Origin of the sequence: Paenibacillus sp. LjRoot153 (assembly GCF_964253085.1) — a bacterium.
Taxonomy (GTDB): domain Bacteria; phylum Bacillota; class Bacilli; order Paenibacillales; family NBRC-103111; genus Paenibacillus_E.
The window spans coordinates 1,163,509-1,188,679 of record NZ_CAXUQH020000001.1 but is presented as its reverse complement, the minus strand read 5'-3'; the positions used below and the strand labels follow the sequence as shown (position 1 = coordinate 1,188,679).

23 protein-coding genes are annotated in these 25,171 nt (G+C 46.2%); all 23 read right to left on the bottom strand.

Going from position 1 to position 25,171, the window contains the following annotated elements:
• Positions 1–13: 13 nt before the first annotated feature.
• The gene (locus ACSQ8P_RS05360) at positions 14–2,380 is read right to left on the bottom strand and encodes a helix-turn-helix domain-containing protein (RefSeq protein ID WP_436234235.1); all 2,367 of its coding nucleotides are present in this window, start codon (positions 2,378–2,380) and stop codon (positions 14–16) included.
• A gap of 72 nt (positions 2,381–2,452) precedes the next feature.
• Positions 2,453–5,611 (bottom strand): glycosyl hydrolase, encoded by a 3,159-nt coding sequence (locus ACSQ8P_RS05355; protein WP_436234234.1) that lies wholly within the window; start codon positions 5,609–5,611, stop codon positions 2,453–2,455.
• A gap of 13 nt (positions 5,612–5,624) precedes the next feature.
• Complete coding sequence (locus ACSQ8P_RS05350) at positions 5,625–6,659, bottom strand: sialidase family protein (protein ID WP_436234233.1); 1,035 nt, start codon at positions 6,657–6,659, stop codon at positions 5,625–5,627.
• Between the two features lie 14 nt (positions 6,660–6,673).
• Positions 6,674–7,597, bottom strand: coding sequence for a dihydrodipicolinate synthase family protein (locus ACSQ8P_RS05345; protein WP_436234232.1), 924 nt, complete (start codon positions 7,595–7,597; stop codon positions 6,674–6,676).
• 126 nt (positions 7,598–7,723) lie between these two features.
• Entirely contained in the window at positions 7,724–9,376 is a 1,653-nt protein-coding gene (locus ACSQ8P_RS05340; RefSeq protein ID WP_436234231.1) for an extracellular solute-binding protein, read from the bottom strand.
• 124 nt (positions 9,377–9,500) lie between these two features.
• Positions 9,501–10,385 (bottom strand): carbohydrate ABC transporter permease, encoded by an 885-nt coding sequence (locus tag ACSQ8P_RS05335; RefSeq protein ID WP_436234230.1) that lies wholly within the window; start codon positions 10,383–10,385, stop codon positions 9,501–9,503.
• Positions 10,386–10,403: 18 nt separating this feature from the next.
• Entirely contained in the window at positions 10,404–11,399 is a 996-nt protein-coding gene (locus ACSQ8P_RS05330; protein ID WP_436234229.1) for an ABC transporter permease, read from the bottom strand.
• 280 nt (positions 11,400–11,679) lie between these two features.
• A complete protein-coding gene (locus ACSQ8P_RS05325; RefSeq protein WP_436234228.1) occupies positions 11,680–12,867 on the bottom strand; it encodes a M24 family metallopeptidase in 1,188 nt (395 codons plus the stop codon).
• 389 nt (positions 12,868–13,256) lie between these two features.
• Positions 13,257–13,712, bottom strand: coding sequence for a hypothetical protein (locus ACSQ8P_RS05320; RefSeq protein WP_436234227.1), 456 nt, complete (start codon positions 13,710–13,712; stop codon positions 13,257–13,259).
• Positions 13,713–13,755: 43 nt separating this feature from the next.
• A complete protein-coding gene (locus ACSQ8P_RS05315; protein WP_436234226.1) occupies positions 13,756–14,181 on the bottom strand; it encodes a hypothetical protein in 426 nt (141 codons plus the stop codon).
• Positions 14,178–14,324 (bottom strand): hypothetical protein, encoded by a 147-nt coding sequence (locus ACSQ8P_RS05310; RefSeq protein ID WP_436234225.1) that lies wholly within the window; start codon positions 14,322–14,324, stop codon positions 14,178–14,180. Before ACSQ8P_RS05310 ends, ACSQ8P_RS05315 begins: the two co-directional genes overlap by 4 nt.
• A gap of 16 nt (positions 14,325–14,340) precedes the next feature.
• On the bottom strand, positions 14,341–14,490 hold the full coding sequence (locus ACSQ8P_RS05305) for a hypothetical protein (protein ID WP_164483567.1): 150 nt from the start codon (positions 14,488–14,490) through the stop codon (positions 14,341–14,343).
• Between the two features lie 22 nt (positions 14,491–14,512).
• On the bottom strand, positions 14,513–15,220 hold the full coding sequence (locus tag ACSQ8P_RS05300; RefSeq protein ID WP_436234224.1) for a hypothetical protein: 708 nt from the start codon (positions 15,218–15,220) through the stop codon (positions 14,513–14,515).
• A 205-nt stretch (positions 15,221–15,425) separates the two neighbouring features.
• Positions 15,426–16,358 (bottom strand): hypothetical protein, encoded by a 933-nt coding sequence (locus ACSQ8P_RS05295; protein ID WP_436234223.1) that lies wholly within the window; start codon positions 16,356–16,358, stop codon positions 15,426–15,428.
• A complete protein-coding gene (locus ACSQ8P_RS05290; protein ID WP_436234222.1) occupies positions 16,355–17,866 on the bottom strand; it encodes an ATPase, T2SS/T4P/T4SS family in 1,512 nt (503 codons plus the stop codon). Before ACSQ8P_RS05290 ends, ACSQ8P_RS05295 begins: the two co-directional genes overlap by 4 nt.
• A gap of 23 nt (positions 17,867–17,889) precedes the next feature.
• On the bottom strand, positions 17,890–19,125 hold the full coding sequence (locus ACSQ8P_RS05285; protein WP_436234221.1) for an AAA family ATPase: 1,236 nt from the start codon (positions 19,123–19,125) through the stop codon (positions 17,890–17,892).
• A gap of 33 nt (positions 19,126–19,158) precedes the next feature.
• Positions 19,159–19,866 carry a flagellar biosynthesis protein FlgA gene (locus ACSQ8P_RS05280; RefSeq protein WP_436234220.1) on the bottom strand — a complete coding sequence of 236 codons (708 nt, stop codon included), beginning with the start codon at positions 19,864–19,866 and terminating at the stop codon, positions 19,159–19,161.
• A 202-nt stretch (positions 19,867–20,068) separates the two neighbouring features.
• Positions 20,069–20,656 carry a TetR family transcriptional regulator gene (locus ACSQ8P_RS05275; RefSeq protein WP_436234219.1) on the bottom strand — a complete coding sequence of 196 codons (588 nt, stop codon included), beginning with the start codon at positions 20,654–20,656 and terminating at the stop codon, positions 20,069–20,071.
• Between the two features lie 24 nt (positions 20,657–20,680).
• A complete protein-coding gene (locus ACSQ8P_RS05270) occupies positions 20,681–21,844 on the bottom strand; it encodes a YhgE/Pip domain-containing protein (RefSeq protein WP_436234218.1) in 1,164 nt (387 codons plus the stop codon).
• Between the two features lie 180 nt (positions 21,845–22,024).
• A complete protein-coding gene (locus tag ACSQ8P_RS05265) occupies positions 22,025–23,023 on the bottom strand; it encodes a type I glyceraldehyde-3-phosphate dehydrogenase (protein ID WP_436234217.1) in 999 nt (332 codons plus the stop codon).
• Between the two features lie 49 nt (positions 23,024–23,072).
• Positions 23,073–23,399, bottom strand: a complete 327-nt coding sequence (locus ACSQ8P_RS05260) for a hypothetical protein (protein WP_436234216.1) — start codon at positions 23,397–23,399, stop codon at positions 23,073–23,075.
• Between the two features lie 20 nt (positions 23,400–23,419).
• Positions 23,420–24,118: a pirin family protein gene (locus tag ACSQ8P_RS05255; protein ID WP_436234215.1), complete on the bottom strand. Its 699-nt coding sequence runs from the start codon at positions 24,116–24,118 to the stop codon at positions 23,420–23,422.
• Between the two features lie 79 nt (positions 24,119–24,197).
• Complete coding sequence (locus tag ACSQ8P_RS05250) at positions 24,198–25,136, bottom strand: ring-cleaving dioxygenase (RefSeq protein ID WP_436234214.1); 939 nt, start codon at positions 25,134–25,136, stop codon at positions 24,198–24,200.
• Positions 25,137–25,171 lie beyond the last annotated feature (35 nt).

The following is a 25,171-nucleotide window of genomic DNA, read 5'->3' as shown; positions in this document are numbered from 1 at the left end:
AAAAAGAGCTGCATCAATGCAGCTCTTTTCTGTGCAGGGTACGGTATTCATTTGGTGAGATGCCTTCTACTTTCTTGAAAACTCTTAGAAATGTAGTACGGCTGTGGATCCCGACGATCTCGGCAATTTCGTTAACGCGCAGATCTGTTTGTACCAGCATTTCCTTCGCTTTTTCAATGCGTACCTGATTGATATAGTCAGTTAAATATTCATCTTTTTTATCTTTAAACACCCTGGATACATACTTGACGGAAACGCCCATCTCTTCGGCAATTTGTTCGAGCCCGAGATCTTGCGTGTAGTGATCGTGGATATATTGTTCAATTAGCGATACGAGGTTGCCCGATTTCGAACCACCTTTTTGGGCTTTCGTCATTTCGATGATTCGCTTGAAAAATTCACAAATCGTTGACTCCAGTTCTTTCGTGCCGAAAAACGACTCTTCGAACGCACTGCCGTTAAAGGGGATCTCCCTCTCCATGTTCAGCTGTGAGACCTGTTGTCCTTTTTCCGCTAAAAAACGGACACCGGTCACATACATTTCCTTATATAGCTGAAGTGTATGCTCATAAGAAATACTGCGCTGCTCATTGCTTTTTACGATACTTGCAACAACATCCCTCACGGCCTGCACATCACCGAGCTTTAAGTAGTTTACTATTCTTTGCTCATCGTGGAGCGAATACCGATAGCTGTTCTCAATCGACATTTGTTTGGAATCGACAATTTGAAAACGCTGATCTTTATTGCGCTTGCTGACCGCCGTCATCGCCTCGTTATAGGAAGCTCCAATATCATTCACATTCGCATAAAATGTACCGATACCGATCGTAATATCATAATACATGCGAATATCGTACTCAAAAATAGTAAGCATGCGTTGGAAAGCGGGATGCAGCAGCTCCGTCTCCTGCGGACCATTCATATTAATTAAGCATACAAACATATTTTGACGGTGATCCAAAACGTAACAAGGAACTTGACTACCCAGCAGATTCCATACAATCTTTTTAATGCCATTAATAATAAAGATTCGTTCCGTATCCTGAATATCCTCATAAAAGGCAGCCTTGAAATCAAAAAACACGGTGCAGCATATAAATCCGGAACGGGTGAAGCCGAAGCCCGCTTTCAACGTCTCACGTAAAATTTCTTCTTGGTTGATCGTGTGGCCTTTTAGCAAAAACAGCAGCGAATACTCCACATACTCGTGAGTCTGCTTATCATATTTCACTTTATACAGCTGGTGGCTGTCGGACATCCGATGGATTCCCTGCTGAATGAGCTCGAACTCGTCGGCCGCTGCACTGACCTCATGCTCTCCGTTCACCGGCACGCTTTTCTGAGCAATAATATCCCGGATATTACGGATCGGATTGTAGATGCGAAGGCTGAACACGAACGAGAATACGATTCCCATTACCATGAGCACCACACATAGCAGCAGCGTCATTTGCAAAATACCGACCGTATAATGATTGAATTCAGCAAGAGGCGTGAACGAGTAGTAATTCCATCCGTACATATCGGATTTCACATACGCCACTAGGTAACGTTTGCCACCGACCTCTAGCTCCTTCGAAAGGCCGTTTTCATCAAAAGAGGCTTTTAAGTTTTGGACGGTTAACGTATCGTTCAAGTACCCTTTGGCATCGTACATAAGCTCCTGGTTTCCGTCAAAGACGACAAAGCTGGTTGAACCGAACACGGCTCCCCCCTTCAATGTTCTTTCTATGGTCTCAACGGCGATATTAATGACCATAACAGCATTGTGGTTGCGGATCCGATTGATCATCACAATGGGAATCACTTGTTTGACGTGCATTTTTTCCTGAATGACTTGCGAAACCGGAAGCAGCTCCACGCTTTTCTTCGAGCTCATCTTGTTCATCCAGTAGCTAGCGTCATATTTTTCATACTTGTACATGTTGTTAAAAAAAGATTCGAAATAATTGACACCGCCGCTGACATAGACGTCCTGATTATCGATATAAACGAACATCGAATCGGAAAAATGGCTGACGATGTTCTCGTTGCGCTGCAAAATGCGCGGTAATCGCCACAGCTCGGATTTGACCTCTAAGCTTTGGGCATTTTTGGGCATGAACAGCGTCTGTACCGTATCATCGTACAAATAGCTAACGCTGGTTTCCTGTGCCGTTTTGATATAGGAATCCACCGTATTAGCCGAAGATTTCAGGTTCGTTGAAATACGCTGGTTAAACTCCTTTTTCATGATGCTGACAGAATACCCATATTCAGAAACACCGATAATGATAATCGGGATTAGAAGAGACAGGAAATAGCCTAAAATAGTTAGGAACAGCCTGTTTTGCTTATTTTGCATGCCGCTAATTTGCTTTGCCCATGGTATTTTCACAGCTATCCCGCCCTCTTTGGTATTTTCACAGCTATCCCGCCCTCTTCCCTGCTCCGATGTTACGACAATAAGTTAAGTCTCTTTCAACTTGATTATTTGTATTTGCTCCATTAAACCGTACCGCTGCACGATGTAATCGGGCGTGAATTCCTTACCCGTTGTACGGAAAGAACTCCAATCCGTAGTTGCTGTCCGCCCACGTGCGTCATGAAACGGGCCGAACATGTTGCGCGGACTGCCCATCACTTCAATTTCCAGCTTGTTGGAGCCTTCGTTCAAGTATGGCGTCAGATCGATACCATCCGCAGCCTTCCATGGCACATGCCCTGCTGTTACGCCGTTGACCCGGATTTCCGTTGTCACCGCCGAGCAATCTCCAAGCAGCAGTATGGCTTTTCTGTTCGCCTCATACTGATGATGATAATCTGCATAATAAATGATGCTGCCGTTGTAGTGATAGTAACCCTGCTGACACCAGTCTCCTATATGGAGTGTGTCTGGCTCGGCTGTTATGCACCTCTCTGCGCTCACTCCGAAATCACCTGTGATGTAGCAATCTTCCAATTCCACGGCCTGATTATAAGCGCATGATAATTCCAATTCATTGATCCCTTGACGGATACCGGTTAGCAAAACTCGGTCCATTGAACGGTCCACGAACCAACCATCGGCTTCAGATGACACCGTGTGTCCGTTCAATCTGATGCCGAACTGACGCGCACCTTCAATCACGAGATACATAGCTGCAGCCGGCACTTCCGTTACCTGAAAGGTTAGCTTCAAGCTAACCGGTGTGCCATCCTGTGGATGAGCCTTATGAATCCACTTGTAGCGTTGGGTAATCCCATTATAATACACTTGACGCATCCCAAGCACATCACGGATTTCACGTTGGGCCACCCAAACTTCCTTCACTTCTGACCAGTCCGCATCCTCTATACGGTAGGCGCACAGGTCTAGTGTCAGCACATTGGGCATCGTCCTTCTGAATCGAAACACAGGTCCGATGGCCGTATACAAATCATCGTCAGACAGACGCGCCGGCAGTTTGAGGCTAGAAGGCGCGCTCACGACACTATTCAGCTGTTCCGAAATGATGACATACAGTTTGGAATCCGTCGGTCCAAATCGAGCATAAAAGCGCAACTCGCCGTTCTCGGTCCAAGAAGGAATCTGTTCAATGCTGCCAGTCAGCGCGTTCCATTCTTCAACTCGGCCTGCCGCCTTGGCTTGAATACAGACATCAAACGACTGCTGCCTGTCATTGTTTACGATAAATAAGGTATGTCCGCCACCGGTTTCTTTCAACAGATACAGCAATTCGGGCACCTCAGCCGCATAGCGGTTCTGAATGCTGACAACCCTTGGCTGCAGTTGTTCAAGAGATGCGACTATTCGGGCGGTCGTATCGACGACCATTACGCCCGGATGAGCGTATAGCCTTGCCGGTTCCTCCGACACTCTGCCCTCGACCATTGTTGCAGCCGGCAAACTCGCAATAACCCGGCCTCCGGCTTCAAGGAAAGCCAAGAGCAGGTCAAGTGTGCTGCGAAGCATGGTGCGGATCGGTGGGATGACTATCGTTTTATATCCCGCCAAATTGACGAACAGCTTCCGATCATGAACCCGGCCGACTTCGGCCATAATCGTCTCGTCCCCGAGATCGAAATCGTAATGCGCACTGAGCAGCATGCGCAACAAATCATTAAATTCATCCCCGTATTGGTCAATGCTCGGAATATCCCGGTCCAAGCCGCGTCTTACGGCCCCATACGGATCCGTACCAAGCATCGACCAAGCGGTTGATGAAGGGTGCAGAACAAGAATGTCCCTGACAGGAATCCCTTCCGTCATAACAGCACCGATTCGGGCGAAATAGTCCTCAATAATCCGGTTATATTTCCACCAGGAAGTCTGGTAGTTGAAAACGGGTGGATAATCTCTTTTGCGGCAGCCCTTCATTGAATATAACGCAAGATGCTGTGATCTTACGTTCACGCCAAGCACATACTGCCAATCTCCCATCCATTTTTGCCCTTCAAATGTAAATTCCCAGCCGGTACACCCATACGTTTCTGAAATAACGAATTTCCTGCCGTACTGATTCGCCACACTTGTACATTGCTTTACCGTCATGTACTCGTCTGTCTGTTCACATAACATATCAATGCCGGGCACATGCTGATAACGGTAATGAGGCATCACGGCTCCACCCACTCTTGTAGCTACGCCCAAGGCGCTTTCCCACAAATAGTGCCCAGTAAAAGCTAGACCGTTCTCATCGCACCAATCCCCTAATTGTTTCGTGTAGGACTCGCAAAATTTGTCCGATATTGTACGCCAGAAATCATGGCGGGCCATCGAGGACATTTTACCATTAAAATATAGATAAGGAAGTACATCCAGAATATCATAACCCCGTTTCTCTAAAAAATAAACGGGCAACGAATACGTCCAGGGTAACCAGCCTCGGCCTGTCGTAAATTTACAGTTGCGGTCATGGATACCCGGCTCATCCGTGAAAATACCAGTGATGGTGCGCCCAAATTGGTCGCCAACTTCCGCTTTGTAGACTTCGTAGGTAGCGTTGATGAACTGGCGGATCGTATCCGCATTCATGCTGTCGGGCGGTGCTTCATCGTTAAACCATTCACTCGGGGCGGACACCTCGATACGGAAGACGAGAAGCACTTCCTCACCCGAGGGCAAAGGAGAACGAGCCGCAGCTGAAGAATCCGCTTGGACAGCTAATGGTGCCGAGGCCTCCATCGTTCCTAATGGAAGCCTCTCACAGCTGTGAACTTCATTCCCCTCGATGACCGCCTTAAATACGGCAGCCACTCGACCGTCGTCCTCAAATGAATCGTTCCAACGTACAACTTCTATCGTCAAACCTTTAGAACGGTATTCGTCACCTTGGGCCTGTACGCTGCCGCCAGCAGAACCCGATGGCCAACGGTCTTCATCGTACAGCCATGCCTGCATGCCAAGCTCTTCTGCTTTGGCTACCGATGCTTTGACAGCATCCATCCACGCCTCACTTAAGTAGGGCGTCTCCAAGCCGTCCCGGGAATGCATGAAAAAGCCGCCGATTCCTTGCTCTTTCATATCTTCAATCTGACGTTGCAGTTCTTCCTTCTGCAAATCGTCATTCCATGCCCAGAATGGAACGGACCGGTAAGCCACAGCGGGCAGCTCAAATTGCTTCTTCAGTTGCAATAGCCAAGTCATAATGAGCCTCCTCTTAAGCCGTTTCGACTTCCAGACTCCAGCATACAATTCGTTCCCGCTTCCACGTGTAGGTCACATAGATGCGGTTCCCTTTGGCGATGACCGCTGGATACGAGTACTCTCCCGGCTCAATAGGAATCGTGAACGAGCGGTATTCCGCCTCCAAAACCGCTAATTCCTCCCAGTACTCTCCGTTGTCCTTGGAGACACTCAACAGCAGAGGCATACGCGGTCCTTTATACATGCCGACCGGATTGTAAGCTAGTACAAGCGTTCCGTCATCCATTTGAGCCAAGTCGAACCCGCTGTTGTTGTTTGGCAGGTAAGTTCGGTAGGCTGGCGACCATGTTCTACCCGAATCGGACGAATCGCTACGGTATATAAATCCTGCCGTGCTCCGCATGAGCATATGCACATGCCCCGGCTTCGACTCCCAAAGTGTTGGTTGAATGAGCCCTTTACCCCGCACCAGCTGCATATCTCCCTTTGTACCCAACTGCTCCTCATTTCCATGATTGACCGGAACTAGCTCGCTGCGGGACCATGTTACGCCTTGATCATGGGAAATATCAGCGAAGCAATCCCACACATCGCCTTCGATTGATGCAGGGGCTAACCATGTGCCATCCTGTAGTACGATTAGCTTATTTTTAACTGGCCCTCTACCTCCTATGTCTCCTGGGACCAGATCGACCGGCTGGCTCCATGTCGCACCGTCATCATCAGATAGGACTACTCGTGTATACCATTCTGGGATCGGGGACCCAACTTTATAGTGAAGCACGATTTGACCGTTATCTTTGCGGTACAGCACTGGATTCCAATGAACGAGCCCTTCTTCATCAGCAACCTTGTACGGCTTCGACCAGACGTCATTCGTTCTCTTGGAGCACCAGATAGCGACGTCTGGGTTGCCTTCCCTGCTTCCGGCAAAATACGCTGCCAGCAGATCCCCATTAGGAAATTCAATAACCGTCGATGCGTGGCAGCTGTTGAAAGGACGGTCGTCCTCGAAAACAAATTGTTTTATTTGCTGAATCAGCTTCATAAATGATCTCTCCTCTACAATTGGTATTGCTCTCTATATTGGCGGGTTAGCGCAAACAGTTGCTCAACCTCGCGCCGGTTCGAATATGTCAAGTTCCGATGGTCTTTGGTCCTTGTATGCAACCCGACTGGCAGTCCTTCCAGACTTAAATAATATTTCGCATTGACTGGATAAAACTGACTTTCGATGACAGAGGACATGCCCAGAAAATGCTGCAGCTTCTCTGCTTTCTCCTGCTGTTCTGCGTAATGGCGGGTTAGCCAAACGTACAGATCTGGATGAAAATTGCCCATAATGCCGCTATAGCCATGAATTCCTAAGTGAAGCGTTTCCAATAAAGTTGCTGTATTAGCGTTATATATTTGCAAAGCGCCACCTCGCACCGCATCCAGCTTCTGCCCCATGTGTTCGGTATGACAGCACGTATCTTTCAAAAAGGTAAACCGGCCGGTTGACTCGCACCATGCCAACAATTCCGGCGAGATTAGCCGTTTGTAAGGATATGGACATTCATAAATACCAAATGGAATAGACGGTACAGCATCCAGCAGCCTTTCCGCATTGCACTTCCACACATCTTCAGATTCATTCTGCTGCGCCAGCCTGTTGCTGACCAGCACAACCGCCTGTACGCCTGCAGCCGCTATCGCTTGCAGCTCTATCACTTGGTCTTCGATCGAATCTGAAATGTGCCCAGAAGCAATCACTTGGACGCGACTTCTTACTTTTTCCACCACAAAACGGGCAATGGTCTCTCGCTCCTCGAGTGTTAAAAAGAACATTTCACTCGACTGACAAACAGCAAAAAGTCCAGCAACCCCATGCCCAATATACCACTCGATCATTTGCTCTAAAGCCTTATAATCCACTTGATTCGAGTCGGTGAAAGGAGTCACCATCGTAGGCCAAACGCCTTTGGCGATCGGTTGAATCTGCATGTGCTTAAGATACCTCCGTTATTAGAGTACTGACTCAGCAATTGAATAACCTGCATGCCGTTCACCGCACCATCCGTCCGATCAGCACGGTGAAACAGGCTATTGCTTCGGTTTCCTACTTTTCACTTATTTTTTCTGAGACAATCTGGCCAATGCCCCATTGTAAATTTTCTCCAACTCCGAACCACCCGTATCACGGGCTTTTTTCATAATAGCGTCGTATTCATCAATTTTCTTAACGCCCATAATAAACTTATCGTATTCTTGCTCCAGCATCGTGTTAAGCGGTGCCAAAATTTCCTTCACGCGAGCTGTTTCTTCTATTGTAAGCGGGGGATCGATGTACGGATCGTGGTAGGCTTTATCTTCAGCAACAGTTTTCCAGTATGTCTCATGCTCTGCGCTCCAGCTGCCTGTCAGCTTTTCAACCTGCACCTGCGGATCCATATTAGCGAACCAAGGTGTGAAGCTCAGCTTACCAGAGCCAAGATCCGAGTACATGGCATAGAAAGCTGTCGGCTGACCGTCTTTAAATTTCAAGACATAATCGGATTTCAGCTTCGGCTGACCTTTTTCATCCAATGTATGATGAACACCTTCAACGCCGTAGCTCATCAGATTGGACGCTTTCTCCGTGTACATCCAATCGATCAATTTAATAAGTGTTTCTGGATCTTTCGCTTTGGAGCTGATCGCATACATTTTGTCCGTCAGAGTCGTAGCATAATATTCCGCTCTAGCTTTACCACTTGCGTTAGCAGGGATCGGAATGATCTGGAAATTGCCATCCGGAACCGCCTTCTGCAGCTGCTTTGTATAATCCAGCGCGAAACCACTGTTGTCAAAGAAGAAGAACGACTTGCCGCTGGTCAGCTTTTCGGTCCATTGCTGCTGAGTTGCCACCGCGTAATCCTTATCTAACACGCCCGATGTGAATGCTTTATTGAAAAAAGCAAGCACATCTTTAAATTGGGATGTAGCCGGACCATACACATACTGTCCGCCGCCAACATCTTTGTCAAAGTAAATACCAGTACCTGTGCCCACGCCTGAGCCCAATGGATAAGCCATCGTTTTAAATAACTGGTGGATAGGTCCGCTGCCTTTGCGCACAGAGAACGGTGTGGAGTCCGGATAAATCTTCTTCAGCTCCGTAAGCACGGTCAACAGTTCATCGAACGTTTTCGGTGTCGCTAGGTTATGCTTTTTCAGCAAGTCCGTACGAATGACCGGACCAAAACCGTTCTTCAGCTCATTGCGACCTACTGCCGGAAATCCATACAGTTCACCGTTAGCCGTCATCTTTGCCATGTCTGGGTTCTGATCCCAAAACTTTTTGAAATTCGGCATTAATCCCTTATTCATATATTGCAGCAGTGGGACAAATACGCCGGTTGAAGCAAAGTTATTGACATCGGACATATTGATCTCAATGATATCAGGCAGGTTGTTCGTCGCTAAAAGTGTTTTCTTTTTATCGTTATAATTGCTGTTCGGCACATTTTCGAACTTTAATTTAATATTCGTCTGATTAAAAATTTCCTGTTGAACTAACGCGAAGTTTTTGACCGGCTGGTTCGGATGCTCCGGGAACGTTACTTTCACTTCCCGCTCTTTCTCCGAAATTTTAGATGACCCTGCAGCTGTGGCCGGTTTGTTCGTGGTTATGGAATTTGTGGACGGCGCAGCTTCCTTCTCGCTGGTGCAAGCGACTAAACCCGATGCAACCATTACGGTGCAAAGCGATAATGATAACCCTTTTACCCATGTTTTTTTCATGCAAAAACCTCCCTTTGCTTATCAATAATGTTACTCATACCTACTTGTGCAATCACTTCGTTTCTGCAGATAAGCTTACATCGTCATCGACGCTCAGGCATCCCCCCTTTCCTCTACTTCATGGTCACCCCTTCAATGCACCGATCATTGCGCCTTTAACAAAATACTTTTGCAAATACGGGTAGACGACCAAAATCGGCAATATGGTTATAATAATGACCGCAAACTTGTAATTGGCCGCAACGACCCGGAAGTTCGATGAAGCACTGCCTATATCTGCCGTCTGGTCGGAAAATTCCCCGGCAATGACAATATTACGAAGCAGCACCTGAACCGGAAACTTATCGCTGTCATTCAAGTAAATCAACGCTGGGAAAAAACTATTCCAATGATGAACCGAGTAAAACAGTACCATCGTAGCCATGACCGGCAGCGACAATGGAATAATGATTTTAAACAGTACCTGGATTTCATTAGCCCCATCCAAGTAGGCGGATTCCTGTAATGCCATCGGAATGCCCTCGAAATACGTTTTCATAATGATCATATTGAACGTACTGATAGCCGGAGGAAGCACAAGTGCCCACATCGTATCGACGAGCCCGAGCTTCTGTACCACCAGATACGTCGGAATTAGCCCTCCGCTAATAAACATCGTTACCGCGACCATAAAAATAAAAATGCCTCGACCGTAAAAATCTTTTCTGGAAAGTGGATAAGCACATAACGCTGTCATGATAACATTGATCATCGTACCTACTGTGGTATAAAGCAACGTGTTACCGTAAGTCCGCCATATTTCTGGATTTTTTAATACAACCTTATAAGCATCGAACGTGATATCCATCGGTATCCATTTGATCATGCCTCTTGTTACCAAATTGCCATCGCTGATCGACACGATAAAGATATAGTAGATTGGATATAAGGTGGCAAACACCAGCAGCACAAGAAACAATATGTTGAAGTTGTCAAAAATTTTTGAGCCGATCGAACCATGTTTGTTCATATCTACCTCCCCTTTCGTCTACCACAAGCCGGTTTCGCTGATTTTTTTGGAAAGCCGATTAGCCGATACAAGCAATATTAACCCCACAACCGCTTGGAACAGTTCAACAGCGGTAGCATAGCTGAAATCGCTGCCCAGCAAACCTCTTCGGTAGACATAGGTGGAGATGACATCTGCAGTTTCATAAGTCGATCCGTTATACAGTAGAATAATTTTTTCGTAACCGATGGCCATTAGTCTGCCGACATTCAGAATCAGCATGATGGATATTGTAGGTGCAATACCAGGCAACGTAATGTTCAGCAGCTGCTTCCAGCGGTTGGCACCATCGATGTTGGCGGCATCATACAATTCCTCGTCCACTGAAGTTAATGCAGCTAAATAAATAATCGAGCCCCAACCAATGCTTTGCCATACACCTGAGGAGATAAAAATGGTGCGGAACCATTCAGGCTTCATCAGGAAGTGAATCGGAGTACCTCCAAACCACACAATAATCTGGTTAACTAAGCCGTCTGTAGTCAGGAAGTTGACGAGCATCCCGCACACCACAACAGTAGATATAAAATGAGGCAGGTAGCTAACGCTTTGCGCGAATTTTTTCAATCGCTGGCTTTTTAATTCATTTAACAACAGCGCCAAAATGATCGGAGCCGGAAACGCCCAAAAAAGTTCATACACATTAATCAGCAACGTATTGCGCACTAGCTTCCAGAAGTAAGGGTCAATCAAAAACTTATTAAAGTGATCGAAGCCCACCCAAGGACTGGCGGTGATGCCTTTAACAATGTTGTAATCCTTGAAAGCAATGATGATTCCGTATATCGGCCAATAATGAAACAATACATAGTAGCAAAAGGGCAAGAAAAAAATCATATACAAGTATTTGCTTCGTTTCATATTACGCAAGGCAGGATAGGTCTTCATTCGCGAAACGCCGACCTCCTGCTGAACCTTGGACTGCTGGATAGGAATCCCTCCCATATGACTAGTGTTACGAATCGATTTCTCCAATGCTTTCGGTACTTGGTAACCGCTTCCGTGATTTCATTATAGAGAATGGTTTTCGCTCTTGGAAAGAACCGATGCAGTTTGCCATGGTGCACTTTTCGCACAAATCAGCCCATGAGTCATATTTCGCAGCATGTGCATATATCGCACAAAAGGCTGATGTTTCAGGCAGGGCGCGGGTTTATCTCATTCAGGCTATTCCAAAGAATGGACCCTTAAACATGAAAAGCTGTCCATGAAAGTAGATACTTCTACTTTCAGGACAGCCTTAACCACTTCATACTTAAATGCGCCGTATCCCATCACGGGTAACGGTCAATTTCTCGTACCCACCTTCGGTGATTAGATACGTATCTTCAATCCCGACGACACCTCGCCCAGGGAAGGTGAACTTGGGCTCAATCGCGATGACCATGCCGGGCGCCAGCGGGTATTTGAAGCCCTTGGCGAGAACAGGCAGTTCGTCGATTTCGAGCCCGATGCCGTGACCAAGGAACTTCACTTGGTCAGCGCCATACCCCATGAAGTGGGCGCTCAGCCCAGCTTCCTGCACTTGATCCAGCGCGAGCAGATACAAATGCTCAGCAATCGTACCCGGCTGCAGCCTCGCTTCCGTGGCGTGGAGGACCTCCTCCGCCACGTCATAAGCTCGCTGCAGCTCAGGGTCTAGATCCCCGATCACGAGCGTACGCGTCTGATCGATCAAGTATCCGTCGATGGTGCAGCCGATATCGACGAGGATCGGTTCGCCGCGCTGAATCAGCGCGCGGCCCGAGCTCTGCGGGCTGGACGGGTGGAGCCCCGTGCCCCCGGCCGGCCCGTCAAAATAGGTGGGCACCGCTGCCGAAGCGCCTGACGCGACCATTCCGGTGATTAACTCGGAATTGTACGCGCGCATGCGCATCAGCCCTTGGTGCCCGCGCAGTCTGAGCTGATGCTCGATGAGCGCCATCAGCTCAACCTCCGCCATCCCCTCACGAATGTGGGGGATGACTGCCTCCAGCGCGTCGTCGACGACGCGCGCTGCCTCCCGAATCGCCGTGACTTCGTCCGGCGATTTGATCATGCGCTGCTCTCGCACGAGCAGCGAGCCGTCCTCCCAGACCGCGCCGGGCAGCGCGGTCTGCAGCTTCACGTACAGCTGGACGGGTAACACGTCCAGCTCCGTCGCCACACGCAGCGGCTCAGCCGCCGCTGCGTCAGCGCCGCCCATGCGAGCGCGCAGCCGCTCGCCGAGCGTCTTCCAAGACCCGAGCGCTTCGACGGCCGCTGCCGCTTCCTCCTCCGCCCGGACCAAACTACGACGGACGAGATAGATCACTTCGCCATCCGTCGGAATGAACAAATACCCTGTCTGCATGGAGCCGCAGTAGTAATATATATCGACATTGTGCGTGACCAGGAAGCCTGACCACCCTCGCTTACGCATCTCATCTTGCAGCCATTGCTGCCTTTGCTGAAAAATCGTCATCGTAATCGACTCCTATACGCCGTAGATTAACACCTCACCTCCATTATACATCTAAATAACCTTTATCGCTCTAACGGTACTCTTTCTCCACTAGCTACATCTACCAACTCCAGTAAATAACTGGATTTCCTGTATCTATTTTGTCCACTTTTGGGCTCCTTTGCAGAATAACTGGATTTCCTCCAGCTATTTCCCTCGAATTTTGCGTAATTGAGTGTTTACGAGGAAATTACCTGTACATTTTCCATCTATACTCAAATTCATATCTTCTTCACTCGAATTAGCTGTATGTTTTCCAGTTAAACTGCGTGAGGGATGAGCGTAGGCGAGATTGAGAGTGAGAGTGAGGGAAGGCAAGACAAGATGAGATGAGGTGAGATGGGCTTACCTCAATAAACCATCTCCGCAGAAGCCTTAATCGTCCAAGTAATCGGCTGCAAAACCGAGTACGTCCGCGGAAAATCCAACCGAATAAACATAATGACCCCAGGTCGTTCCAGCGTGACCGTGTAGTCCTGCGCATCATCTCGATACGTATAGGGAAATATTTCCCCTTCATTAACAATCTTAAATAAATCAACTACCACCGTGCTCTGCAAAAACGTATCCGGCAAGGGCTCATTCTCCGCACTTAAGCGTAAATTGGACTGTAAATAGGCCATCGCAGCCTCTCTAGCTTTCGCCTCATCAATCGCATGAATCCCTTGTGCAAGCTTCGCTGCATCACTTTGTTGAGCAGCGGCATGCACAGCATTGTTCAGCCCATGTTTTCCCTGAAACACGGTATGCATGGCTAACTCTTCATCGGTTTGAAGGCCATACAACGACATAAATACAACGCTCATTAACACCATTAATAGCAGCTTATACACGCCATTCCCTCAACTCTCACGGCACATATTCACTCATCTTCATGCCCGTCGCACCCATTCGATCGGAAGCCAGCGGCACCGAAATGCCGACTAGCTGATCAATGACAAAAAGCCGCTGATACGGATATGTAATCGTTAACTTCAACCCCGTTCCTCGCCAGACTGGCGCACTTGCATCCGTTCCACCAACACCTGAGTTGGTAGCCACCATATACGCAAGCTCATCAACCAAGAAACCTCTTTCTGCCATACGCTCCCTGGATTCGGCAATCATCGCTGCATTGATATACCCATGGCCGCCGTTCGCTCCAACCTCGAGCAAATAATCCACTTCCTTTTGCAGCACGGCCTGTCGAACAATAATGATATGCTTGTACACCGGTGCGAACATGAACCAACAGAGCAGAGTCGCAAATAGTATAAACACCAAAATCTGCTTCATGGATTAATCCGCTCTATAGATCCACTTATTCTAGCCCCGCTATCGCTAACCTGTCTGCGCGTTCCCGTGCTTCCCCCAACAACATCCATATAAATGCCGATAACAACAATCATCAAAAGTACTGTAATAAGAATGGATCTCATACACCGCCTGCCTTTTCTAAGGTTGAAGTGCCGTAATATTCGTGTTCGCTGTCGTCCCATGGGTCCCGATATTCCTTCTCATACCTGTTGAGCCATCATTAATAATCGTTGTAAACAATAAAGCCACCACAATCAGCATCATCACCGTTACCAAAATATTTCTCATCTTCTTGCTCTCCCATCGCATGTTAGTTAATTGCATCAAATAATCGTTGCCCTTCGGCGATCCAAGGGTACATAAACACCCGGAACGTATTCAGAATCGGCAAACCCGCAAGTACAAAAAGCACATACGATACCGTTTCTTTCTTGCTGTCGCGAATCAACTCCATCTTCTCTTTGTAATCCTGAATGCGTTGCTTCAGCAACTCATAATAGCCCCCATGCTCATTCAACCTGAGCGCATTCAGCGTTTCGCCAAAGCTATGGGCTTCTTCCGTTCCTAGTCTCTTTTTAAAATGGGAAATCGCCTCTTCGGCCCCTTGATACCATTCATTGAGCAGCAGCTGAACATGAGCTCGAATCGACGTCGTTTGACCGACACATAAGGACAATTTGTCATGCAAATTCAATTTTGAATCATTGTAGTATAAAAGCTGTCGACTGATCGCATAAATATCCCGCACGATGCGCTGTGATCGTTTTTCTTTGAGCTGTGCAAGAACCTTGCTATCCCATATAAGAAAAATCGACACGACTGCCGCTCCAACTAACACATACGCAGGCTGCATATGCACGGCGATCCAAGGATGCTCGAAAGCCGCATATCCCATACCACCTACTAGCATTGTTCCTGCTAAAAGCAATCTTCTCGCACCCTCATATAGGTTCGCATTCAGCCAAATCCCACATCCCAACAACAATTGGCGCTTCGCCTCTACAGCTTTCGTACTCATACACAGCATTTTATACAACAACGGGGGGATTTCGGCCTCTTTTAACGTGCTCTTTACTTGTAAAGAACGCCATCTTCTCTTGCGCGTTGGTATGTACCTTAGGCCCTGGTAAATCATGATCATAAAAAGTATAAATAATAGCAAACGCGAAGCGTACTGCAGCATTAACAGCTGGGTATTGACCATAACCACAGCATTCACCTCCTCACATTCTTCGCATAGACAAGTAGATGCCCATCAGAAACGATACAAAAATCAGCAAAAGTGCATCCAAAATCATATTCCGACCAGCGGGATCGATCACATAATATAAATAGGCGTTATCTGCGTTTACTTTAAAGTTAATCCACATGAATAAGACCATAAAGCCGATTGGTGTAAAATTGGCGATGCGAATTTCCAATAGTCGATTTCTTTCCATCTGATCAAAACGTTGTGCTTTACGCATGTCGGTGATCAGTTCCTTCAAGCTATCTCCGACAAAGCTTCCCTCCTTTAAGGCCACACGCATGATTCCTGTAAAATAGTCCGCCCAGATGTGACCAAGCGTTAGGTTGAAAATCCTCAAGCTTTCTTCGGTATCCCTTTGCGTCATTAAATGGCGATATAATTGCTCGAATACAGGCTTAATCGGGTACAAAATACGATTTTCCTCTATACAATACTTCAGCGCAATCTTCATATTCTGATTAGGGTCCATCATGTAAGACTGGAAAAACACTTCAACAGCCGGAAGAAACTCTAACCTCGTTCGCAATCGGACACTTACCAACTTCACCCGAAGCAGTAAATACGGCAGCGAAGTGCCAATCACCGTCATAATAAGCGCGCCTTTGAAGGTTTGAAAAAACACGCCCCCAGCCAACAAGCCGAATAACAACCCAACAAAACTTATTGTGAGCACGGCTTGCATGCTTAGTCTTGATTCGACGGATTCCAGCAACTCCTTGATATGCTTATATATCCCGCCCCATGTCTCCAAATAAGTGGTTATTCGCGCGCTAACTGTGGCATTTCTTACATAGTGCAATCTGAACCTAGCCTTGCGTTGTCGGATAAGCAGCTCTAGCAGAGCTTGAAAAACGACATAGATGAGCACAAATAACAACAAGAGAAAGACATATTTGGCGAGAATCACGGCTCAAATCCGCCTTCTTTCCCTTCATTTTCAATAAATCCGTGCTCCGTCAACAGCGAATGCTGCACGCGATCGGCTTTCCTTATTTTTCGCGATGCATGAAGCGACAATTTCCCGGGAAATGTCCATTTGCCTGTCGAGTTGTCATAAAGTGCTAAATCCGTGACGAAAACGCATTCATTTTCATAGCGGTATTCGACGATTCGCACAATCTTTCTTTTCCCGAGAACAACTTGCATTTCAATGCCGATATGTGTCACAAATTCCGTAATCCTTTTCGTCAAACGCTTCGAATCCATCCCTCTGCCATCCAGCATACACATGTCAGTAATCGCATCTGGTACATCTTCCAGCTCACTCACATGGACAGTCGTCAAACTGCCCTCATGACCACGTGTACAAGCGCGAACATACAAATTGGCATCTTCATCCCTAATTTCTGCGTGACATATGCGCTTTGGAGACTGCCTTAATGCTAGCTTAAAAGCCTGCAAACCCGAATGCCTCGGATCCTCCTCGTCTATTTCGTATTCGACGATATTTTTATGAGGAAAATCTCGCTTTAAATTCAACTCAAATCGCGATTCGATTGTAATTATTCGTTCGTTATCGTCCATTTCGGCAATAAGCGCCTTAATTAAATTGGTTTTCCCCGAATTTGTCGGCCCAATGACAACCATATTGAAATACGTGTGAATAAAACAACGAAGTAACACTTCCATGCGGGAATCCATTGTGGCCAGTTCTGGGGAGGCAAGCGAGGCTAAATCAAATCTTTTTACAGTGTAGAAGCGAATCGTTAAGGTGGGTTCAGCCGTAAATCCGAAACCTGTCATCGTCACACGCGAACCATCCTGCAGAACAACCTCCGCCCAACGCTTTCTAGGATTGAGGGTATCGTGGTTAAATAACACTAAATTTTGTTGAATTCGCTCTAATTCTCGGATAGAAGGAAGCTCATAAGATGAAGGTGATGCCTTTCCTCCACGCACTTCAAAAATTTGCTTCCCCACAACCTGTATCTCTTCTAAGCCTTCCTTCTGTTTGAGGACGAGTTCAAGGACATTTAAGCCGATAATTTCGGCAAAAATCGCTTCAGGCAATGTCGTATACCCACTAGTCCTAGGCGGGATATCTGAAAGTCTCCTTTTCGACACGAGATCATGAATAATGGCCAGCAGCTTGCCACGATCCTCTTCATAGCCCAGAATTGCGCGATTCAGCGTTTCGTTATACAGTTGTTTTTCAGTCTCTGATCGGCCTTTCAAGGCAACAAGCTCACTACGAATCTCCTGCACCCATTGCTGGAAAAAGGCTTCCTCACCTGTGCCCGCTTGATCCTGACTGCTTCCGTTCCCACGCACTTCGTTAGTCCGTTCGACCACACTATCGCTTAGATCACTAGCACCAGCTGCCTGTAATGTCGGGTAGCGACCCCATCCAACCACAGCCTCTTCCGTCCTTCGTTCATGCATGTAGGTAATCATCGAAAACCTTTTCCCACTCACTCCCTTACCCTCCTGATACTGATTTAACTGACCGCGCGTTTGCCGGCGATAAGCTTTTGGAACCATGTTTCCTGCCGTTCACTCGTCCTCTGTGGCAGTTTGTAAAAATCAGCAAATTTACGCGCTACTGCCTTCACCTCATGATGCATGGGATGCGTTGGGTTCAGCAGTTCCATCAGCTTACCTTGGTTGCAACGCGCAAGCGCATCTCCATGTCGACTGACATGTCCAATTAAGTGAAGCTGCGTTTCTTTGCGAATATCTTTGATCGTGAACTCGCTTTGCTTCGCATGGCGATCCGTTTGTACAGCCATCAGCTCGAAAGCATCTGGTTGCAAGCCAAATACAGAACCAACCTGCCTAATCCACCTCGAGAAATCCTCCTGAAAATGTGCAATATCCCCAGTCGTGACGACAATTTTGCTATCTGCTTCCAGCAGCCCGCTTACCGTCGCCGCATTATCCCAATACGCGCTAACTTCGATGATGCAGATGTCAAAAGCGCCTCGCGCCACACGAAGTAAATGGATAATTTCCGATGGCGTGAAGAATTCCGCCTGCTCACGCAGCATATTGCCATACAGAATATGTAGGCCATGTGCCTCTTTCGGCTTATCACAAACGTGGAGCAACCTTTCTGGCGTTAAGCTTTGCGCCTTCAGTTCCGCTCTCAATCCATCTAACGTAAAAAAGTGTTCTTCACGCCCTAAATATCGATGAAGCTTTGAGCTTTTGAGATTCAAACACAAATAACCTACTTTCTTCGAAGTTTCCATCGCGAGTGCACAAGCTACCCCAAAAGACGCCAACGTCGTACCAATATTCGGTGTAGAGCCAACAAACGTAATTAATTTACCAGAAAGCGACTGATTGGATTGACCGCCGTTTGACCCATCAACCCATGCGCGGATTTCATCCGCAATCACAGCCGTACTGCGTCCTGGAAGAATATAATCTAGCTTCATCAACTTGCACATTTTCACATACTTCTCATTAATTGAAGCATCGTGATAATTCGAAAGTAACACCATGATTTTCATCATTGGCTCTTGTCCCTGCATGCCTTCAAGAAACTCTTCCAGCTCCCCGTACGTGAGCTCCCGATCCGAAAGAATGACATGGGAGTAAGATTGCTCCATTGATTTAGGATGTAAATCATTCGCCTCACCAAATATTCGCCACCCAAACGGTTTGGCATACACCACATTCGTAAGCTCATCAATTAATCGCTGATCTGTCGACACCAGTCCGATTTGCACTTGGTTTCACCTCTCTTTTTGCCGAAATACATCCTACTCCTGGACTTGAATCGACGTGGAACTAAACGCAATGACCAGCTTCGCCTTCTTCGCTGAGCATAATTGATCGATCTGGAGCCATTCGTTTTCCGTCAAATTCAAATTGATCTGATCTATGGCACCATTGGCTTCCAGTCTGGAAGTATACATCTTTTGCTCGTCTCCCTGGGCTTTGGATAGTAAATTGGAGTTCTTCGGGTTGTCTACCTCCACATTGGCGGATGACTTCACAGAAGCCACCGTAATTTCCTTCTCACCAAACAACCTGCGTGAGCTGCCATCGCTACCTGACACGTACATACGAACCCGATCTCCTGCACGAATACCATTCGAAACCGTAAGCAGGTACTCTTTGGGTATTTGAAAAGTTGCCTGTTGCTGATTAGGAAGGAGATGATAACGATTCAACTTCCACTTCAGAATAGGCTCCTGTGTGCCTAAAGGAATCATCGATTCCTGTCCAACAACATCTGTAAGCTTCGTCATCATACTCGATGTATAGCTACCTTTCTGAATCGCCTTGAACTCGACCATATCGGCATGAATAAACTGCCCCGCTCGAATAAAATCCTTCGGCACCACAACCTGAACGGTCTGCTGCAGCTCGACCTGATTCACTTGCAACACATACACCCCGTATACGAGCAATCCAGCCAGCAATGCCGCAACCACACTAATCAGCAGGCTTCTCCTGCGATTCAATCGATCACCTCCTTCCTTTCTCCTACGAACACAACGAAAAAAACGCAAACCCCGGAGAATTCATCTCCGAAATTTGCGTTCTTCGCAAATCAAACTATATCATCATAAGTTCGAAACAATATACTAAAAGTATCACATAAACTTCCAAATTTCAACATCTATTTACAATTATTTCGGGATTCTCAAATGAAAGCGCCTTACTCTATTTGTTATATCCGAGCGCACGCATGATAAATGTCGTGGTTTGCCCAATGAGCGTTTCCAAATCCGGACGTTCCTCTGTAAACATCGGTTCGAAGAACTCTCGTTGCTTGTAAAAAAACATAGCTCCTAACACAAACATAAGCGTACTATCCAGCGATTCAAACTCATAGAGCCCATCTTGTCTGCCCTTGTCCAATAAATCACGAACCTTTTTCCACAGCGGGAAAACAAGCTCTCTCATTTTATCCACACGTGGGGTAATCGTGATAATCTCCATTTGAATCAAGCTAATCATCTGCGGATCTTCATTTCGAATCTTGACAACTTCACTAATCACCAGTTGGATACCCGCAAGCGGATCTTCCACTTTAAAAAATTCGGTTAATTTATCTGCAGGGAAAAACTGTTTAAATATTTCATGGAAAACGCTCTCTTTTCCACCAAAATAATAGGAAACCAGAGCAACGTTGGCCCCGGCCTCCTCACATATTTGACGTACGCTAGTGGCATCAAATCCATGCTGTGCAAACAGCTTTTTCGCGGCCAATAGAATTTTCATTTTCATATCTGACTCTTGATGAACCATGCCTAGCGCCCTCCTAATACTTAGTTAAGCGTTTGATGGAACACGACCTACCGCTGGAACTGTCTTTGTTTTTTTCGCAAATACAACCAATATATCAATGACAAGCGCCACCGCGGCAATCAAAAATAAGAAGCCAATTTCGCTTCCAACACCAGGTCCACCGAACAAAATATTCATCAACCCGTTCACTGCATACGTTGCCGGGAAGAAATTACTGATCGAATGATAGAAATCTGACAGAAGCTCTCTCGGTACAATCGCACCTGATGAGACCAATTGAAGAGATAGCATAGCAATGTTAAATAGCATCCCTGCGTTCCCAAACAATGTCAAAAACATTTGAGCAACCAAGGCAAACGTTAATAAGAACAACGATTCAAAGCCCCAAAGAGCAACAAACCCTTTATCTACATGTCCTCCTAACGAAACAACCATGATGGCACTGATGAGTCCAACCACAATCGCAGCAATCACCGTTATTCCGATTCGTGCTGCCAGTTTTTGCGTTTTAGACAGAGAAGCACCTAATAGATTGGTTGAAACGCTGAAGTTCATTCCCATAATCATCGTACCTACAATGGAAGCTAGAACGAGCATCATCGGCAGCATTTGATTCGGCATATCCTTTACTTTATTGGTACTTTGGATGTCTGAACTCACCTTACTCGCCAACCCTTGTGCAATCTGAGTCGCTTGCTCAGCTGGAAGCTGTGGATTCATCTGTGTCAAGACAGCCGATGCCCCTGCCGCCACTGCCTCTTTATTTACCGTTGCCGTAATGTTCCCCGCCACAGCTTGCATGACTGACTTCGTCATAGACGGATTTGACTCATTCACCGTATAGGTAATCGGTGCTGTCTGTCCTGGCGTTTGCATTTTTTTCGAAAAATCCGGTGAAATATGCATAACCATCTGCACTTCACGCATATTAAGCTTGCTCTGTGCTTCTTCATTCGACGCGATAACTTCCGTTTTAAAAGGGAGATTGCTCTGCAAACTTTGAACAATTTTGCCACCCATAGCTTGATCTTCATTAACGATCGCGATTTTCAAATTCTTCGTATTATCCGAAACTCCCGAATACCCGGTCATCCATATGATGCTAAACAGCAGCTGAAACGTAATCGCTGTAATAATCCCTACCTTAGTTGTTGCAGGCTTCAAAAAAGCCGCTATTGACGGTCCCATTTCTACCACTCCTTTTATTAAACAATCATTTAAAACAACTGTTTAAATAATACGGTAGTAAAGATATTTTGTCAACAACACACTAATTTGACGTCACGTTAACTAAATAATGAGGTAAAGGACTATCGGTGTAATGTTCGATAGCCCTAAGTTTAATCTTATTTATTAATAATAGCATTATCACTTATTTACTAGATAAGCCGCTACTTCAGCTAATCGTGAAGCGTAACCCCATTCGTTATCGTACCATGTTGCTACGGATAGGAGTTCTCCCTGTACTTGCGTCAGAGGAAGGTCAATGATGGAAGAATGGGAATCGCCTACGATACGGGAAGATGCCCATTCACCTTCTAAAACATCCAAGACTCCCTTCAACTGGCCATCTGTGGCGGCACTGCGGAAAATATCGTTTACTTGTTGTGCCGTACACGGATTTTCCGTAACAAGGTTTAATTCAGCAATGCTTCCGGTACGAGTCGGAATTCGATATGCCTTACCTGTAATCTGTAAATCGTTCCATATGAATTTAAGGGCTCTTGCGGCCCCAGATGAAGAAGGAATGATATTTTCCGCAGCGGCCCACGAATCCCGACGATCCTTCATAGGCTGATCCGTAAGTGATTGCGTGTTTGTATAGGAATGGACGGTCGAGAATAGACCATATTTGATCCCGAAGTTTTCTCTTACGATTTTGACGACTGGAGCCAATGCATTTGTCGTACAACTCGCCATACTAATGATTTTGTGCTTTTCCGGGTCGAAACTATCTAGATTTATCCCTTTTAGCAATACAGCATCACAATCTTCAAGGCTCTTACTTGGTCCACTAACCAGTACTCGATTTGCACCGCGATCCAAATGGACTTGAGCAATAGCACGGGTAACGGCTCGGCCTGTACAGTCGATTACCAGATCCACATCCAAGGCCTTCCAATCCGGAACTTCTTTAGACGAATTGATAAACTGAATTTCCCGTCCGCCGATAACCATTAGACCATCCCCTCCGGAGACACCTTCTGGCCAGCGTTTATAGTTAGTATCCACTTCGAAAAGAGCGGCAAGCGTCACTTCATCTTTAATATCTGAAATTGAAACCGGAACGAAAAGTTGATCCTGCAAAGCGACTCTTAATAATTGCCTTCCAATACGCCCAAATCCGAATATTCCTATTTTGCCCATAGTTAACCTCCATAGATTGTTGAATAAAATTTTCTTAGCCATCCATGATTTAAATGCCAAATTTATCCGGAATATACTCGATCCGAGACTCGGCGAAAATAGTAATTTGCTTGAGCTGATTGTCGTACGTAACAGGACCTTCTTTAACATAAAACCAAATTTTTTTCGCAGATTGATCATCATATTCCCGAAATAGAAACACATTTAATTCCTGTTTCCAACGGAGAATCTCATGAATATCCACGTTCTGTGTAATGTTTAAAGCAATTCTCCAACCCTGACCCATACGTCTCACCGAATATTCCATAGGTTGTTGTTCGGTATGAATAAATGTCCTACCTCCAACCGAATGCCTAACCACAAGTACCTCTTTCATACAAACCCTCCTATTCGTTCTTATGGAAGGTCAATCAGCATTAGAAATGCATCTTCCTCCGCCATGATGCTCAACTGAGCCAAAGATTCGATTCGAGCCGTATCCCCTTCACCTAACCGAGTATTGTTTACAGTGAGTCGTCCCTCGATGACGAAAAGGAATATCCGGCGTCCATCTTCCTGCCGAAAGGTAATATCTTTATCTTTATCCAATCTGCATAAATAGAGAGTTAGATCTTGATGGATTTTAACAATCTGCTCTGATCCCTGCGGATCGACGATGGGGAGCAAGGCATTCTTTAACTTCTCTGAATTGTACCTACGGGTTTCATAGGAAGGATCTAATCCCCGTACATTTGGCATGAACCAAATTTGAAGAATTCTCATCGATTCAGTCTCCGAAGCGTTATATTCAGCATGGACGACTCCGGACCCCGCGCTCATTCGCTGTACTTCCCCAGTTGTTGTTACTTCCATATTACCCAAGTTATCTTCATGACGAACGGACCCTGAAAGTACGATTGTCAATATCTCCATATCACTGTGCGGGTGGGCACCAAATCCTTTGCTAGGATCTACGTCATCGTCATTGCATACTCGCAAAACCCCAAACCCGGTGTTATCGGGGTCATAGTAATTGCCGAACGAGAAGCTTAGACGGCTGCGCAACCATCCCTGATCTACGTTATACCGGGAATCAGATGGGAATACTTGGATCATTTTAGAACTCCCTTATCAGCTATTTAAATTGTTAAAACAAACTCACGAATACTTCATTCATTCCTATCAGGTTCCGTTCTTACTCCATCACACGTACTTGGATAGGTGATAAACCTTTTTCGATTTCTACACGGTTAGCCTCAAACCATTCCGGAAGCATTAGTTTTTGACCTAATACATCTGGCTGCTCATCAACTGCAAATCCGGGTGGATCCGTGGCGATTTCAAACAGTATGCCGCCTTCTTCACGAAAGTAAATCGCATTGAAATATTGCCGGTCGATAATGGGTGTAGGATGAAGACCGTGTTGCTCAACATGAGTTCTCCATGAAGCATGATCTTCATTATCCTTTGCGCGCCATGCAATATGATGAACTGTACCGGATCCACTGATGCCCCACTCCATTGCCGCAACGTTTACGTCGATAACATTACCAACACTCCCTGTCGATTTATAGCGAATAAAATCCCCTTCTTGGTTCACCTTTTGAAGACCCAAGACTTGCTCTAGAACATTTATCGTTTTCTCAGGTGCGGTACTATACAGGACAGCGCCGCCAAAACCTTTGATAGCTTTATCTACTGAAACACCACCGAACGACCACTGACTCAAATCCCCTTCCTCGCGCTCTACAATCTCTAGCTGTAAGCCATCCGAATCTGAAAATGTTAAGTAATTCTCATCAAACCTCGTCTTTAAAGAATAAGAAACATGAAAGCTTTCTAGGCGCGCTTTCCAAAAATCGAGTGCACCTAAAGGAACGACATATGTTGTAATACCGACCTGTCCTCCACCAATACGCCCTTTACGACCCAATTCATATGGGAAGAAGGTGATTACGGTACCTGGACGACCTGATTCATTACCGAAATACAAATGGTAAACTTCTGGAGCGTCAAAGTTGATCGTTTTTTTTACAAGTCTCAGACCTAGCACCCCTGCATAAAAGTTCACATTTTTTTGAGCATTCTTTACAAAAGCCGTTATATGGTGAATTCCTTCTGTTTGTTTTTCCATTTTGCTAACACTCCTCGCATGATCTTTCTGTTTTG